Genomic DNA, 14,568 nt, shown 5'->3' with positions numbered 1-14,568 from the left:
GGGTACTTGACTCCCGCGGCAGCCGCCGAACAGACAAGCCCGCACGGCCCGCGGAAATAATATACATAAAGGAGTGAGCAACACTTATGAAAATGATTCAGGAAGCAGTTAAAAACACGAATGGCAGCCGTCCGGAGAAAGTGCTGCAGTTCGGTGAGGGCAATTTTCTCCGGGCCTTTGCAGACTGGATGATTGATAAGGCGAACAACGACGGTGTCTATGACGGCAGCGTCGTTCTCTGCCAGCCGATCGCCCAGGGATTAAAGGACCTCATTAATCAGCAGGACGGAATCTATACGCTTGCCATGCGCGGCTCCGAGCATGGTCAGTCTGTGGAAAAAATAGAGGTTCTTACTTCCGTCTCCCGGTGCATCAACCCTTACGAAGACTATGACGCCCTGATGGAACTGGCCAGAAGCAAGACGCTGGAGGTGGTTGTTTCCAACACGACAGAAGCCGGAATCGCTTACCATGCGGGCGATGCGCTTACCGACCGTCCGCCCGTCTCCTTCCCCGCCAAGGTAACCGCTTTCCTCTATGAACGTTTCCGGGCTTTTAACGGCGCCGCGGACAGGGGTCTGCTCTTCCTGCCGGTCGAACTAATTGACAATAACGGCAGTGAATTAAAGCGGATCATTCTCAAATATGCAAGAGAATGGAAGCTGGGAGAAGCTTTCATTCTCTGGATCGAGCAGGCCAACCATTTCACCAGCACCCTGGTTGACCGGATCGTTACCGGATATCCCCGGGATGAGGCGGCTGAATTCGAAAAAAAGCTGGGCTATAAGGACAACCTGATCGACACCTGCGAACTGTTCAACCTCTGGGTCATCGAAGGAAGGAAAGAATGGGCCGATATACTCCCCATACACAAAACTGACGCTAACGTCATCTGGACTGACGACGTCCGCCCTTACAAAAAACGGAAAGTACGAATTCTGAATGGCGCCCACACATCTACCGTTCTGGCCGCTTATTTGGCAGGTTATGACATTGTTATGGACTTCATGAAAGATGACATCATCCGGAATTTTATGAACCACGTCATCTATCACGAAGTAATTCCAACCCTCGATCTGCCCAGAGAAGATCTGGAAACTTTCGCAGCCGCGGTCAACGACCGTTTTGCCAACCCTTATATCAAGCATAAGCTGCTGGACATCGCGCTGAATTCCTGTTCAAAATTTGCCGCCCGATGTCTGCCCTCTCTGCTTGATTATTTTGATCTGAACAAACAGCTTCCGAAATGTCTTACCTTCTCTCTGGCAGCCTTCCTGAAATTTTACCAGGGCAGTTATCAGGATGGAGCATATACCGGAACAAGGTCCGACGGAACCCAGTATTTAGTCCGCGACAGTGAAGAAGTCCTTCGGTTCTTTGCAGACGCCTGGAGTAAAAACAGCGTTTCAGATACTGTCAGGATGATCCTATCCCATCAAGACTTCTGGAGCGGCAGAGACCTTACACTGATCCCCGGCCTGACCGAAGCAGTCGTCACCCATCTGGAAAACATGGAACGCCAGCCGGTCAAGGAAATCATGACGCAGCTGATCGGAGAATAAGGAGCACTATAGAATTATGAATATGCCAAAACTACTATTTAAGATTTCTCCTCTCGATAATGTGGCAGTCGCCCTGTCTGATTTACAAAAGGGCACCGTCTGCCAGGCGGGCGGCCAGACCGTCCGCCTGCTGAACGATATCCCGTTCGGGCACAAAGCAGCTCTTACGGATCTGGCCGCCGGAGATTATGTAATCAAATACGGGCACCCCATCGGCCACGCCAGGCAGCCCATTCCCGCAGGCAGTCATGTACATGTACAAAATCTAGCCACAAACCTGGATGGTTTTCTGGAGTATCAATACAAGCCATCAAAAATTTCCATGCCTTCCTTTCAGGATGCCGCCAACGCTTCCTTCCAGGGTTATATGCGAAAAAACGGAAAGGCCGGCATCCGCAACGAAGTGTGGATTATTCCCACCGTAGGATGCGTTAACGCAACAGCCGCTTTACTGGCGCAGAAGGCCAGAGCTGCGTTCGGAGGGCGGGTGGACGGCATCTGCGCCTATACGCATAATATGGGCTGCAGCCAGCTCTCTGACGATTTACTCCGTACACAACACATCCTGAGAGGGCTGATCAATAATCCCAACGCCGGAGCTGTCCTTATATTAAGTCTGGGTTGCGAGAATAATAATCTGGAAGTCTTCAAACCCATCCTAGGCGACTACGACCCTGACCGAGTAAAATTCCTCACAACGCAGGAAGTAGATGACGAGTACGAGGAAGGTATGAAGCTCTTAGACGAGCTCACAGATTTTGCCGCTTCCGCGAAACGGGAGCCCCTTTCTGCCAGGCATCTGGTAATCGGATTTAAATGCGGAGGTTCCGACGCCTTTTCCGGCATCACAGCCAATCCCCTTTGCGGCCGTATCAACGATATGGTCGTCCAATGCGGGGGCAGCACAATCCTTACCGAAGTTCCCGAAATGTTCGGTGCCGAGCTGCTGCTCATGGACCGCGCGGTGAATCAGCAGGTTTTCGATCGCACTGTCCGTCTGATTAATGATTTTAAGCAGTATTTTATCCGCCATAACCAGGCTATTTACGAAAATCCATCGCCTGGCAATAAAAAAGGCGGCATTACCACACTTGAAGAAAAATCCCTCGGATGCACGCAAAAAGGCGGACAGGCTCCGGTCGTCAGCGTTTTGGACTATGGAGAACCGGTAGAAAAAAACGGTCTCAACCTTCTGACGGGTCCGGGAAACGACCAGGTTTCCTGCACGAACCTGACTGCCAGCGGCGCACAGATGATACTGTTCACAACCGGACGGGGCAATCCCTTCGGCGCGCCTATACCCACTGTTAAAATCGCCACCAACAGCGGTCTCGCAAAAAGGAAAAGCCACTGGATCGATTACAACGCCGGCCAACTGCTGGAGGGCAGTACCTTCGACCAGGTTTCCTCTGACTTTTTCCGATACCTTCTGGATGTCGCTTCCGGCAGAATATTAACTAAAAACGAACAGAATGGCTACCGTGAAATTTCTATATTCCGGGATGGAGTTATCCTGTAAACTGAAGATTAATTAAAAGTGTATCTATGCCGGTTCATAACTTAATATACTCCTCCCCAGGCAAACAGCTAAAATAATAAAACCGCTTGCCTGGGGAAAAGCATATTAGCCCGCCTATCTCCTGTCTTTTTCTCTGTCCGCCATCAAATAAGACAAGCCCACATACAACAACCTCTCATACTTCTCAAAATCCAGTCTCGTCAGCTTCTGTATCCTGGCCAGGCGGTACAGCAGCGTGCCTCTCTGTATATATAAATCCTTAGCCGTCTTAACCGCGTTCTGGCGGTTTTCCAGATATACGCGCAGTGTCCGGTATAATTCAGTATGATTCCTCCTGTCGTATTCCAAAAGGACCTGCAGCTCAGAAGCACACATCTGCTCCGGCGGGATCTCTTCACTCCCTTTATCCAGAAAGTAGTCGAGAGCATGATGATCAAAGAAATGCTGCCAGATCATCTCATTATTTCTGCTCCCATACCTCAGGGCAATACCCGCCTGCCGGTAATAGACCTCCAATTGTTCCAATCCGTGGAACAGATTGCTGTAACCGGCTCTGAAGTTTCCCTCACGGATGAACAACGCAAAATCCTGGCGGAAGGACCCTGGAGCAGCCGAAGCCCTTGCCAGGTTCAGCACCATGACAATCCGCTCCTCCCGTTCGGCAGTCAGGCAGTATGGAAATTCTTTCATCAGCTCATACCGGAAATATTCCAGCGTCCGGTTGGCGATATCCTGGTCGCTGACCTGCAAAACTACCAGCTGATACTGATCCTCCGCCTTCCATCCTTCCAGGGCATATAGCTCCAGAAGCTCTGAACGTTTCAGGCTCTCACCGTCCAACAGGCGCTGCAGAAAATCTCCCGCCTTCCGAACCTCTCCCGGAAGTTCATCTCCTGCCATATAGACCAGCTCCAGATACTCCGTCAGCTTTTCCATCAGGTAAAAATCCCAGGGATGTATCTCTTCCCCATATTCAAACATCACCACCCGGGCACAATAGATATCCCCATAAAACAGATTGGTACACAAAACCTGCACCGGCAGAGCCACATTGCTGGGATACAAAAAAGGCTCCCGCCGCTCCGCAACCTGAAGATAGAGAGGGTCTGTCTTAAAAACGTTCACCACCTCCACGGGCAGCCGTTCCCCAACCGCACGCACCTCCAGCCCGGCCTTTTCCAGCTCATTCCACCCGCTGGACAATGCCACCAGCCGGTATTCCCGGTTCATGACAGAAAGCGGCTTCCCCGACAGCCTGGAGGCCGCTTCCAGATACTCTCCCAGAGGCGCCCTGCGGATGACCATCTGCTGTGTCTCACGCTCCCATTGTTCCCAGCGGTCAAACAGCTGATGCAGACAGTTACAGGCCCAGCCCATGGAATAACCTTCTTTCAGCAAAAATACACTGCCCCTGCCAGGGAGTCTCTCACCCGCGAAAGCGCCTACACTCCCCCAGCCGCACAGCCAGACACTCCGGGCGTCCGCCCTCTCCACCGGAACCCGCCCTGTTCCCTCGTACAAAATCAATCCTTCAGCCGGTGTCTCCTCCCGGTAAAAGGACGGCCTGCCGTAAAAAAAAGTTTTCTCTGCCTCTTCCGGCACTTCCGACAGTCCTTCCTTGACCGAATATAAAATCACAGATAATGGCAGACGCATACATTCACCTCTCTCATAGCCAAAGATCGCTTACAGAACGACAGCACATGCTGTTCTCACGCCCTTTAAAAAATGCGTTGGCAGATACCATGAGATATCTCTTGCATATTAGCAAGACTGTCACTCCATCGTCATATCTTATATTCCAAAACACCCCGTAATGCATGCCCTTGGCGGGCGGTGGAACAGCTTCCGCTGTTCCTCAAAGCATGGAATGCTTTTGCTTATACAATATGTACCATATAACATCTTCTCTTCTGCTGTCTTTGTAGAATAGTAAATTTTTTATATTACATTATAATTAAAGTATACATGAAACATACGGGATTATCAACCAGCCACGCGGTTATATAACTGTAGTGCGCCATTTTTATCACATTGAACAAACTGTGTAACGTAGTAAAGGAGGAAGAAATTATGCCAATGACGCCAAAGGAGAACATCATCGCCGTTCTGAACCATGAAACGAGAGAATGGATTCCCTCATCCCTTTCTGATACCGTCTCTGCCGGCTTCGGTTCCGGCCCCGGGCCGGCATTTGAAAAAGGCCCTCTGGGCGGCGGCCCGGACGGTTTCGGAATCAATTGGGTGACTCCCGCTTCCGGCGGCGGCGCGCCAATTCCGGAACCGGGACATTTTCTGATGAATGCAGAAACCATTGTTGACTGGAAAAAGCTTGTGAAATTTCCTGATCTCTCTTCCTTCGACTGGGAAACTCAGGCAAAGGCAGAGTTATCTTTTGGAAACCCGGATATACAGGCCGTCGATTTCGGCAGCGGAAATGGGCCCTTTGAAAGGATGGCCACGCTCATGGGTTTTGAAGAAGCGCTGATGGCCATGTATGAAGAGCCTGAGGCCTGCTTCGAATTGATGGACGCCATAGCGGATTATAAGATTCAAGTGGCTGAGTACGCGAAAAAATATTATCACGCCGACCTTTTCACCAACTATGACGACATTGCCACTGAGAGAGGGCTTTTCATGTCCCCTGAAAGCTACCGCGCCCTCATTAAACCAGCCCACACTAAGATCAATGACGCTGTCCGCGCACTGGGTATGATTCCCATCCAGCACACCTGCGGCAAAGCGGACGCACTCACCGAAGATTTTATCGACACCCACGCAGCCGCCTGGACCTCTGTCCAGCCAACCAACGACATCTCCGGAATCCTTGAAAAATACGGGGATCAATTCTGTATTATAGGGGGCTATGATTCCAACGGCCTGCCCGGCCAGGTCGCCGCTTCCGACGAAACAGTGATCGCAGAAGTAAAACGCTGCTTCGATACCTACGGCATTTACAGCAGCTATATTTTCTTCGGATTCCGTATCGTGAATTCCGTAGATCCCCAGGTGAACCTGAAAGCGATTATGCCCATTATCACCACCAGCGCCCAGTATGGAAGAGAACTAATTGAAAAGGCCTAAAAAAGATTACCTTCTATATAAACAACCGGAGGATTCTATCGAGGACATTCTGAACATGGATTAGTCAGTTTTAAAACCAGTGTCTTTTCATTGATATACTCCTTTCTAGGTACGGTCTATGTCCTGCAGTTCCCATTTCTCACTGGCCTCCATGCACCATAGATCCTCCGGGTGGCGGCGGATCACCTGTTTTCCCCCGCCGTCCCCCTCCAGCTCCATTAATTCCGGCACATAACTCGCGCGGAAAGCCGCCGGGTTTCCGCGCGCTGAGCCATAGCCCAGGCACCCGATGCCTTTTCCGCACAGGGGGAATTTTCTAAAAAAACGCCTGACGGTATCCCGCAGCAGATACGGCTGATCAGCTACGAAAAAGCAGCATCCCCACTCCTCCCCGTCCCCCTTATTCCGCTTCAGGACTTCCCGCAGACCGGCCTTGACAGAGGATGAAATCCCCTCACGGCTGTCAGAGTTCCACACAACAGACAGGGGCTTTCCCTCCAGCTCTGAGACAATCTCCCGATATTGGGTGACCACTACCGGAGCGGCTATCCCGCCGTCTTCACTGCAAATATCCAGCAAAACGTCCACAATATGCCTGTACATAGGCAGCCCCTCTACCGGGTGCAGTAACTTATTGCTCCCGAAACGGCTGGAAAATCCTGCCGCCAGCACAATTGGATACAATTTCATAAGCGTTCTCCCTTCAACGGCCCGGCCCAGGAGTTCAGCCAGATTTCCACAGGCGCTTCCCCACTGCCCAACAGGCTTTTCAACCTGCACCCGGCGTCCCTGCCTGCTTCCTGACGCTCTGGCCCGTCGGCCTGATTCAGAAGAACCGTCAGCGGAGCCCCGGGAAACTTCAGGCGCATAGGCCTGATGTAGCCATGGTACAGCACGCAGGCCATATCCCGTGTAGTCAAAACGGAGGTTTCCGGCCTTCCTGTGATCTCACACACCAGCTTCGGCCGGTGACAGGCCCGGCAGACCGGAAACCCCAGTGCCGATAGCCCGGCGATTATAAAAATTCTGTTGCTTTTCTCATGGGGTACAGGCTCCCTTTCGCCCGGAGCCTTGAAGGGCATCCGGCGGGAGCCGTCTGCTTCAACCAGAACCACGTCTGCTGCCTCTGCCGCGCTGCGAAACTCCTGTTCGGGCAACGGGCCGATCTTATCACTGGCTGCCACGTCACGGCCGGAGCACTCCTGTTTCCCGCCGCGTGCATCCATCCTGTCTCTTTCCGTCAGAAGGCATCCGGCAAGCACCGCCCTGCCCGGAGCCATGCGCTCTGCGATCAGCGCCCCCCTGCCGCTGACATCCGTCAGAAGCTCCAAAGCTGACTCCATCCGGCAAAGCCCCCGGTCCCCCGCTGCCATATGCGTGGTCGTGGTGATCAGAACCCGCAGCCCCTTTTCACACATCTGACGGGCAATTTGGAATATGCTGGTGGTTTTCCCGCCTGCCCCTACAAAAGACCAGATTTCTGCCGTCACATCATTTCCTCCTCATATTTACCGAGCGCCGCCAGGGCTTCCTGAACATCCTCCTCTGTATTGAAATGAGAAAAACTGAACCTGACCGCTCCCTGTATTTCAGTTCCCAGGGCTCTGTGCATCAGCGGCGCGCAATGTCCGCCGCTTCTGGTACAGATACCAAATCTTTCCGCCAGGTAACCACTCACCTTCCCCGAATCCTCTTCCGCCACATTCAAAGCCACAACAGGCGCCCTGTCCGGCCCTGTAAAATCTCCGTAAACTCTAATTCCAGGAAGCTGCACCGCCCCCCGGTAGAATTCCCAGGCCAGCTCCTGCTTCCTCTTCGTCAATTTTTCTATTCCCTGGTCCTCCAGATATTCCAGGGCCGCCTTCAGGCCGGCCAGACCATGGCCGTTCAGGGTTCCGGCCTCCAGCGATTCCGGCATATCCGGCGGCTGCCCCCGGTCAAAGGTCCTGATCCCGCTTCCCCCGCTGATCAGCGGACGGATCTCCACTCCTCTCCGCACACAGAGACCGCCCGTTCCCTGAGGGCCCATCAGGCTTTTATGCCCGGTAAAACACAGCACATCTATACAGTCCTTTTCCATATCAATAGGGAATTCTCCGGCCGTCTGGGCAGCGTCAACCACAAACAGCGTTCCCTGCTCCCGGCAGAGCTTCCCGATCCTTCGAATATCCACTACATTTCCGGTCAAATTAGAAGCGTGGGTGCAGACCACAGCCCTGGCCCCGGCCCGGATGCCTTTTTCTATCCCTTCGTAGTCTACCGTCCCCCGTGAATCACAGCCTGCAATCCTCAGACGGACGCCGAGCCGCTCCATCTCATACAGAGGGCGAAGGACGCTGTTATGATCCAGCACCGTGGTAACAGCCAGATCACCGGGCTTCAGAAGTCCTTTGATGGCAACATTCAGACTCTCTGTAACATTACCGGTAAATACGGTCTGTTCCGGGCCGCTGCCGTGGAACAGGCGGTTCACCATGCTGCGCACTCTGAAGATCATGCGTGCCGCCCTCATGGACGGCTCACAGCTCCCCCGGGCACTGTTTCCCATTGACTCCATCGCTTCTGCCACAGCCTGAGCCACCTGCGGGGGACGGTAATAGCTGGTGGCGGCATTATCAAGATAGATCACCTGCGCCGTTCCTCCTCTCCATGCAGAGTATTCCTTCCAGAACGCCCCCCGCGATGCAGCGGGCCTTATCCGATATGGTAAAGCAATTCTGGTATTCGTCTTTCCTCGGATCAATATCCGCCATCTTAAATCCCTTTGTGACCCTGTAAGCATCGCGGAGAATTCCCCTGAGAAGCCCTGTGAGAGTGGCTTTCACCTCAGTCCGGGTTCCGTCCTCTCCCAAAATCCAGGCCAGCGTCTCTCCCTCTTCCACCAGATCGCCGATCCTGCGGCAGGACTGTAGAATTCCGTTTGCAGGCGCATGAATGACCCGTTCCCGCCCGCAGCCCATAATCAGCCCCGGCGTACCCGTGTCCGGAAGAGCGCTGCCTTCATGGATCACCCGGCCAAGATCATGACCCCGCATGGTTTCTATGACTACATCCACGTCTTCCCCGGCCCTGAAGCCTGGCCCCAGGGCGATGGTAATCCCGGACATGCTCCTGTCCGTCCCCAGATTCCGTTTGGCAAGAATCGCGTCCACCAGCGCAAAAGGCCGTACCTGCTCCAGCACCCTGCAATCCGGATCCGTCAGCATGGCCGCCTCTCCCCGGGCAAGGATTGCTTTCGCCTCCTCATAGCCCGCAGCCAGGCGGCAGGTATGGCCCTCCACCTGGCTCACCCCTTCATAAGCTGCCTCCGAAAAGGCGGCAAGCCGCCGGATCGCCGACGGCCTCTCTGTCTCCAGCACCAGCACCGGGTACCCGCATTCCATTAATTTATAAATCGTTCCGGTAGCGATATCCCCGCCTCCCCGGACAATCACCAATTGTTCCTTGCGCGTCATCACAAGCTCCTCACGGCCGTACAATCAATGCGGCGTTCATCTGTTTTTCTGTAATTTCATACATATTCGTCACCTGCCCCACAGCCAGTTGATCCTTGATTCCATAAAAATCCAGACACGTTCCGCAGGTCAGGATCTCCACGCCGCTTTTCTCCAGCTTCCTTATATCTTCCAGAGAGTCCGAACCGCTGCAGGTCAGAAACGCCCCCCGGTTGTAAAATAATACAGCCGACGGCTTTCTCTCCTGGCTGGTCAGTGCAAAAAGGAAACCTTTCATCAAAAGCTTTCCAAGCCTTTCATCGCCGCTTCCCATACAGTCGGAACTGATAACTGCCACAGCGCCGCCAGAACAGCCGCATGCAGGGATATCCGAACTTCCTTCCGGTTCCGGGGCCGTCTCGTGATCCCTCTGCCCATCCTCTGCCCCGGTATGAATGGCCGCGCTGCCTTTACGGCTCAGACAGGCCTGATAACATCCGTTTCCTGTTTGTCCGGCGGAAAATCCCCAGCCTTTTTGCCCCGCCAGCTTCTTCAGGTTCTGTACCGCTATTTCATTGTCAACGATTACGCTCACCGCTTCGCCCGCCGGAGCCGCCTCCATTGCCCGTTTTGCTTCCACCACCGGAAGGGGACACGGTTTTCCTCTTTCATCCAGTTCTATCATTGTTCTTACCTCCTGTACAGCGTCATTCCGTTTCATCCTGCCCAGTCAATTTTATCCTGAAAATACTGTTCCACAAAATCCTGACGCCTCATCTTACAATTACTTCCTTTTCAGTCCGGCCGGTCACTTTCCCAACGATCCCGCAGGGAAGGCCAAGTGCCGACAGCTCCTTCAGCGCCCGTCCGGCATCCTCCGCCGCCATGCTCACCAGCAGGCCGCCTGAGGTCTGAGGATCAAAGAGCAGCTCCTCCATAGCAAACGTGCAGTCCTGAAACGAGACCCGTCCCTGCAGATGGTTCCTGTTCCTCTGAGCCGCCGCTGTCAGGTAGAACTCTTCCGCGTATGATTCACTCCCCGGTATCCGCGGGATCTTCTCCTGATCGATGACAGCGGTCAGGCGGCCGCCCATCATCTCACAGAGATGCCCCAGGAATCCAAAGCCTGTCACATCTGTGCAGGCATGGGTATGGTATTTCCGGATGACCTCTGAAGCCTTCCTGTTCAGAGTCCGCATGGATTCCAGCGCCAGCTCCAGATCCGGTCCGGAAACCGTCTCCATCCGGGCCGCCGTGCAGGTGAGGCCTACGCCCAAAGGCTTTGTAAGAAGCAGGGTGTCTCCTGCCTCACAATCATGATTCGTCAGAATCCTGTCCGGATGAACTCTGCCGCAGACTGACAGGCCGTATTTAATTCCTTCATCCATGATCGTATGGCCTCCGGCCAGCACGCCGCCGCCCTCCCGTACCTTTTCATTACCGCCTGCCAGAATCTGCCCCAGAATGTTCAAATCCATATTTTCCGGAAAACAGACAATGTTCAGCGCCGTCAGCACCTCCCCTCCCATGGCGTAAATATCACTGAGGGCATTGGCCGCCGCTATCTGCCCGAACAGATAAGGGTCCTCCACCATCGGAGGAAAAAAATCCAGCGTCTGTACCAGCGCCGTAGTGTCAGATATCCTGTAAACCGCGGCGTCATCGGAGTGATCATATCCCACCAGCAGATCCGGATCCTGTTTCCTCGGCAGCTTTTCCAGCACATGTGACAGTGCGCCCGGCCCCAGCTTGGCCGTACACCCCCCACTCTGACAGAACATCTGTCTATCTGATTTCATAATATACGCGCTCTCTCCTTTCATAGTCCCTCTTTTTCTTGGTTTTCCTCTGTTGATCTTGCATCACCATCAACGTATCCGGCCAGGAGCGCACTGCCAAAACCAATATGGTTATAAATACAGCTCTCTGATATCTTCCCAGCAGATCCCCCGCTCTCCCATAAATTTTTCAAATTCGCGGCGACGCTCCGGCCCGGCGATCCAGCCCATCCCGCAGCCGGCGCGCACCTGCCCCGGCACCGGTATCAGGCGGCCCGGCATTTTGCCTGTCCGACAGCAGTCTTCCATTTTCAGCGCCTGAGTCGTTGTTGGAAATAAGATCATCATCTGAAGCTTTTTTTCTGCTGACATCCCCTGCCACTCCCTGGTTTTTTTCATAAATTCTCTGGCTCTGATTATATCATCTGCAGAACAGCGGCGCAACCGGATCATCCCGCCTCCGCTGCGCCGGTTAGATTTAAACTGTTTCCCCGGACCGAACGTTAAAACGGCACAGCCACAGCGGGCTATGCCGTTTTCCTTAGAAAACCTTTACTTATGGTCATTAAAAAGAGATTACCTGTTGTGACGCGGCTTCAATTTTACCGCCAGCACCGTTCCCAGAGCACTCACAAGGAGTGCCGTAACCCATGGCAGAGCCGCCTGATCATCTCCTGTATCAACGTTTTCCGCCTTCGCCTGGGCGGCCGGCGCCGCTGTCGGTTTCGGCTCCGGCGTTACAGGTTTTTTATAGCTGTTGCTGAACACGATCTCCGTGCTCTTATCTTCCGACCCGTCCTTAACCGCCCAGATCTCAGCGCTGAGGCCGTCTTCCTCATTATTTACCACCCGGACAGTCACGGTATAAACTGATGTATCATAAGTAAAATTTTCAGCATTTCCCGCTGTCTGGCTGATCCGGTACCGGTAATCCCCAGGCGTACTATAAGTAATTGGCCCAAACTGCGCTTTTCCTCCGCCTTTCAGCGTAATTTCCGTCTCCCCGGGCATCGGAACGTTTTCTCCTCCTATGCGAATCCGATATTCTTCATCCGCCGGCACGCCATTCCCTGTCACCCTTATTTCCACGGGTATGGATACGGCGCAGGAACGCTCCGCGGCCGGCACCCTTCCCGGAAAAAACAGAACCGCAAGGATTGAGGTGAGCAATACGCCCATATACCTTATTCTGAATCTCTGAAACATGATAAACACCTCCCTCCTGTGCCTTCTTTATTCTTCCAGCCGTCCGAAAATGATCACGCGGCCGTTTGTCTCAGCTTCGGCACAAGTTGATAGTCCAATTATGGAATCAGACGCCGTGACGCCGATCTCGCGGTACTGCACCGCGTTATCCCGGACATATGCCAGAAAAATATCCATTTGATCTCCCTGTCCGCCAGGACTAAATATCACGCTGTCAAACGCATCCGTCTCCACGCAGGCAAACACCTGGAATGCATGTGTCCCGCCAGGCAGATAGAGTTCGCCCTTCTGATGGCTGTCAAAGTAATCCTGACCGGTAAACTCCGCTACGTCGCTGAACACCCCGCCGTTATCCATGTGATGGCCGTACAGCAAATTGTATCCGTCAGAAAAGTCCGGCTGGTTCCGGCAATCTAAAAATACCGAACCCGACAGAGAGAAATCCCCGAATACATCTTTATTGATATATTCCATATTTGTCTTTCCCTGCACAACCGGGTAATCTATATGTGTTCCTTCAACCGTCACCCATGCCCGTACATCCGGATTAATTCCCTGAAGCTCCTTCAGCGTGGGATTTTCCTGCCGCTCTCCCACAGGCTTGTATTGCAGCAATTCTTCTCCCGCGAAAGCGCCCCGGTAAATCATGACAGTATCCCAGAGGGAATAACCGCCATATAACAGCAGGAGCAGAATCAGCAGGGCTGCGGCTGCATTGAGAACGCGGCTGCCTGCCCCCGCGATCCTGGCCGCCGCCTGGAGGCAGGACAGCCTCCTAGTTCTGTGCCCTGCCCCGGTACGTTTTTTATGCACGGTTCCTTCTGCGCAGGAACAGGAACGCAGCCGCGGCTGCCAGCGCCACCATCAGTACAAACGGCACACAGTTCATAAAGATACCTGTTGGTGTCACAGCTTCCTTGTTATTGGTAAACGCTACTGTATGATCCGCTTTACCCATCGTCTGGCTGCCGGTTACAGTCCCATCGGCTGCCGCGCCGTTATTAATCTGATAACTGGTCGTATAGCCCTCTGTCGATGCAATATTTTCGGTAATTTTGTAAGTCACCGTAGAAGGAATACCTGTAATCTCAATGGAGTCTCCGTCTGACAGACTGATTCCTGTCACAGACGCCTTGCCCTGCCCATCCAGGCTGATTGTTTCATTGCCATAGGTGAAGACGGCATTGGCGGGGCCTGTGAATTCAACGGTGAAATCAAACTCCTGCCCTTTGTTTCCCATGGAACCGGTAACCTCTTTACTGAGAGTCAGGCTGTAAGTCTCATAAGCGTTTACATAGCCGCTGCTTTTTCCGGACGTCCCGTCTCCGTATTTACCGTCCAGACCAGGGGTGACTGCTTCTGTCAACAGGACTGAATGACTGATTACATAGGTATCCGGCTCTGTCCCATTTTCCACATAGATATCCAGATAGCGGACACGATTGCTGTCATTGGTAACATCGGCATTCTGCGAAGCTTCTTCTGTAACCACATAGCGGTAAATTCCCGGAGCAGGGAATATCACGTTTGAAAAGTCTACAGCCGCAGTTTTTGTCAGATCCTCCGCACTGTCCGTATGACTGTATGCCACATCGCTTACCACAGGCTGTCCGACGCCTGCCAGGATTTCCGGATTGCTACCGGTGGCTGCAACTCCCGTGCCAGGCACGATTGTCCATCCAAAAGTGACGTCCGGGACGCTTGCTCCCTCTGCTCCGGCCATATCCAGTGTTTTTTCAAAAGATACATTGCCTTTTGAATTTCCTGCGCCAGCTGCATACACATTGAATCCCAGAGCGGCCACTGTTAAAATTCCGGCGGCCACGGCCGCAGATAGTCTGCTTAAAAAACGTTTCTTCATTTTACATATCCTCTCTTTTCCTTGAAATATTGTTTACTATGTCTTTGCCGCGCCGCTGCGCAGGCTTTATCTCAAAGGCGTGAACCGGCATCCGCGATATCCCTGGCAACAGATCGCTTCTCCG

Annotated in this window: 14 protein-coding genes; 3 read left to right on the top strand and 11 right to left on the bottom strand. The window is 53.2% G+C overall.

The genetic code is table 11. From position 1 onward, the window contains the following. Window positions 1-86 precede the first annotated feature (86 nt). Complete coding sequence (locus H9Q79_RS17585; RefSeq protein WP_249328851.1) at window positions 87-1,562, top strand: tagaturonate reductase; 1,476 nt, start codon at window positions 87-89, stop codon at window positions 1,560-1,562. A 22-nt stretch (window positions 1,563-1,584) separates the two neighbouring features. Then, window positions 1,585-3,081 carry a UxaA family hydrolase gene (locus H9Q79_RS17580; RefSeq protein ID WP_249329740.1) on the top strand — a complete coding sequence of 499 codons (1,497 nt, stop codon included), beginning with the start codon at window positions 1,585-1,587 and terminating at the stop codon, window positions 3,079-3,081. A 114-nt stretch (window positions 3,082-3,195) separates the two neighbouring features. On the opposite strand, the gene H9Q79_RS17575 is transcribed toward H9Q79_RS17580, so the two are convergent. After that, window positions 3,196-4,737 carry a PucR family transcriptional regulator gene (locus H9Q79_RS17575; protein WP_249328850.1) on the bottom strand — a complete coding sequence of 514 codons (1,542 nt, stop codon included), beginning with the start codon at window positions 4,735-4,737 and terminating at the stop codon, window positions 3,196-3,198. Window positions 4,738-5,154: 417 nt separating this feature from the next. Between H9Q79_RS17575 and H9Q79_RS17570 the strand changes: the two genes are divergently transcribed. Further along, the gene (locus tag H9Q79_RS17570) at window positions 5,155-6,165 is read left to right on the top strand and encodes a uroporphyrinogen decarboxylase family protein (protein ID WP_249328849.1); all 1,011 of its coding nucleotides are present in this window, start codon (window positions 5,155-5,157) and stop codon (window positions 6,163-6,165) included. Between the two features lie 105 nt (window positions 6,166-6,270). On the opposite strand, the gene H9Q79_RS17565 is transcribed toward H9Q79_RS17570, so the two are convergent. From H9Q79_RS17565 to H9Q79_RS17520, 10 genes are all read right to left on the bottom strand, one after another. Beyond that, window positions 6,271-6,855, bottom strand: coding sequence for a nucleotidyltransferase family protein (locus tag H9Q79_RS17565; RefSeq protein ID WP_249328848.1), 585 nt, complete (start codon window positions 6,853-6,855; stop codon window positions 6,271-6,273). Continuing rightward, the gene (yqeC, locus tag H9Q79_RS17560; RefSeq protein WP_249328847.1) at window positions 6,852-7,655 is read right to left on the bottom strand and encodes a selenium cofactor biosynthesis protein YqeC; all 804 of its coding nucleotides are present in this window, start codon (window positions 7,653-7,655) and stop codon (window positions 6,852-6,854) included. Before yqeC ends, H9Q79_RS17565 begins: the two co-directional genes overlap by 4 nt. Next, entirely contained in the window at window positions 7,652-8,794 is a 1,143-nt protein-coding gene (locus H9Q79_RS17555) for an aminotransferase class V-fold PLP-dependent enzyme (RefSeq protein ID WP_249328846.1), read from the bottom strand. Before H9Q79_RS17555 ends, yqeC begins: the two co-directional genes overlap by 4 nt. Beyond that, entirely contained in the window at window positions 8,781-9,620 is an 840-nt protein-coding gene (gene yqeB, locus H9Q79_RS17550) for a selenium-dependent molybdenum cofactor biosynthesis protein YqeB (protein ID WP_118644660.1), read from the bottom strand. Before yqeB ends, H9Q79_RS17555 begins: the two co-directional genes overlap by 14 nt. A 10-nt stretch (window positions 9,621-9,630) precedes the next feature. Beyond that, window positions 9,631-10,284, bottom strand: a complete 654-nt coding sequence (yedF, locus tag H9Q79_RS17545) for a sulfurtransferase-like selenium metabolism protein YedF (RefSeq protein ID WP_249328844.1) — start codon at window positions 10,282-10,284, stop codon at window positions 9,631-9,633. An 88-nt stretch (window positions 10,285-10,372) separates the two neighbouring features. Beyond that, the gene (selD, locus tag H9Q79_RS17540; RefSeq protein WP_249328842.1) at window positions 10,373-11,398 is read right to left on the bottom strand and encodes a selenide, water dikinase SelD; all 1,026 of its coding nucleotides are present in this window, start codon (window positions 11,396-11,398) and stop codon (window positions 10,373-10,375) included. Window positions 11,399-11,509: 111 nt separating this feature from the next. Next, window positions 11,510-11,749, bottom strand: coding sequence for a putative Se/S carrier protein (locus H9Q79_RS17535; protein ID WP_249328841.1), 240 nt, complete (start codon window positions 11,747-11,749; stop codon window positions 11,510-11,512). A gap of 204 nt (window positions 11,750-11,953) precedes the next feature. Continuing rightward, a complete protein-coding gene (locus H9Q79_RS17530) occupies window positions 11,954-12,583 on the bottom strand; it encodes a streptococcal pilin isopeptide linkage domain-containing protein (RefSeq protein ID WP_249328840.1) in 630 nt (209 codons plus the stop codon). Window positions 12,584-12,610: 27 nt separating this feature from the next. Next, entirely contained in the window at window positions 12,611-13,396 is a 786-nt protein-coding gene (srtB, locus tag H9Q79_RS17525) for a class B sortase (protein WP_249328839.1), read from the bottom strand. Beyond that, window positions 13,389-14,444: a DUF7601 domain-containing protein gene (locus H9Q79_RS17520; RefSeq protein WP_249328838.1), complete on the bottom strand. Its 1,056-nt coding sequence runs from the start codon at window positions 14,442-14,444 to the stop codon at window positions 13,389-13,391. The genes srtB and H9Q79_RS17520 overlap by 8 nt, the downstream gene beginning before the upstream one ends. Window positions 14,445-14,568 lie beyond the last annotated feature (124 nt).

It is taken from the genome of Wansuia hejianensis, from assembly GCF_014337215.1.
Classification (GTDB): domain Bacteria; phylum Bacillota; class Clostridia; order Lachnospirales; family Lachnospiraceae; genus Scatomonas; species Scatomonas hejianensis.
The sequence above is the reverse complement of the archived record's forward strand: the minus strand, read 5'-3'. Positions and strand labels throughout refer to the sequence as shown.

What these genes read in the sequence shown, in the direction of transcription:
- H9Q79_RS17585 (WP_249328851.1), top strand. Translation starts at nt 87, where the DNA reads ATGAAAATGATTCAGGAAGCAGTTAAAAACACGAATGGCAGCCGTCCG.
- H9Q79_RS17580 (WP_249329740.1), top strand. Translation starts at nt 1,585, where the DNA reads ATGCCAAAACTACTATTTAAGATTTCTCCTCTCGATAATGTGGCAGTC.
- H9Q79_RS17575 (WP_249328850.1), bottom strand. Translation starts at nt 4,737, where the DNA reads ATGCGTCTGCCATTATCTGTGATTTTATATTCGGTCAAGGAAGGACTG.
- H9Q79_RS17570 (WP_249328849.1), top strand. Translation starts at nt 5,155, where the DNA reads ATGCCAATGACGCCAAAGGAGAACATCATCGCCGTTCTGAACCATGAA.
- H9Q79_RS17565 (WP_249328848.1), bottom strand. Translation starts at nt 6,855, where the DNA reads ATGAAATTGTATCCAATTGTGCTGGCGGCAGGATTTTCCAGCCGTTTC.
- yqeB (WP_118644660.1), bottom strand. Translation starts at nt 9,620, where the DNA reads ATGACGCGCAAGGAACAATTGGTGATTGTCCGGGGAGGCGGGGATATC.
- yedF (WP_249328844.1), bottom strand. Translation starts at nt 10,284, where the DNA reads ATGATAGAACTGGATGAAAGAGGAAAACCGTGTCCCCTTCCGGTGGTG.
- selD (WP_249328842.1), bottom strand. Translation starts at nt 11,398, where the DNA reads ATGAAATCAGATAGACAGATGTTCTGTCAGAGTGGGGGGTGTACGGCC.
- H9Q79_RS17535 (WP_249328841.1), bottom strand. Translation starts at nt 11,749, where the DNA reads ATGTCAGCAGAAAAAAAGCTTCAGATGATGATCTTATTTCCAACAACG.
- H9Q79_RS17530 (WP_249328840.1), bottom strand. Translation starts at nt 12,583, where the DNA reads ATGTTTCAGAGATTCAGAATAAGGTATATGGGCGTATTGCTCACCTCA.
- H9Q79_RS17520 (WP_249328838.1), bottom strand. Translation starts at nt 14,444, where the DNA reads ATGAAGAAACGTTTTTTAAGCAGACTATCTGCGGCCGTGGCCGCCGGA.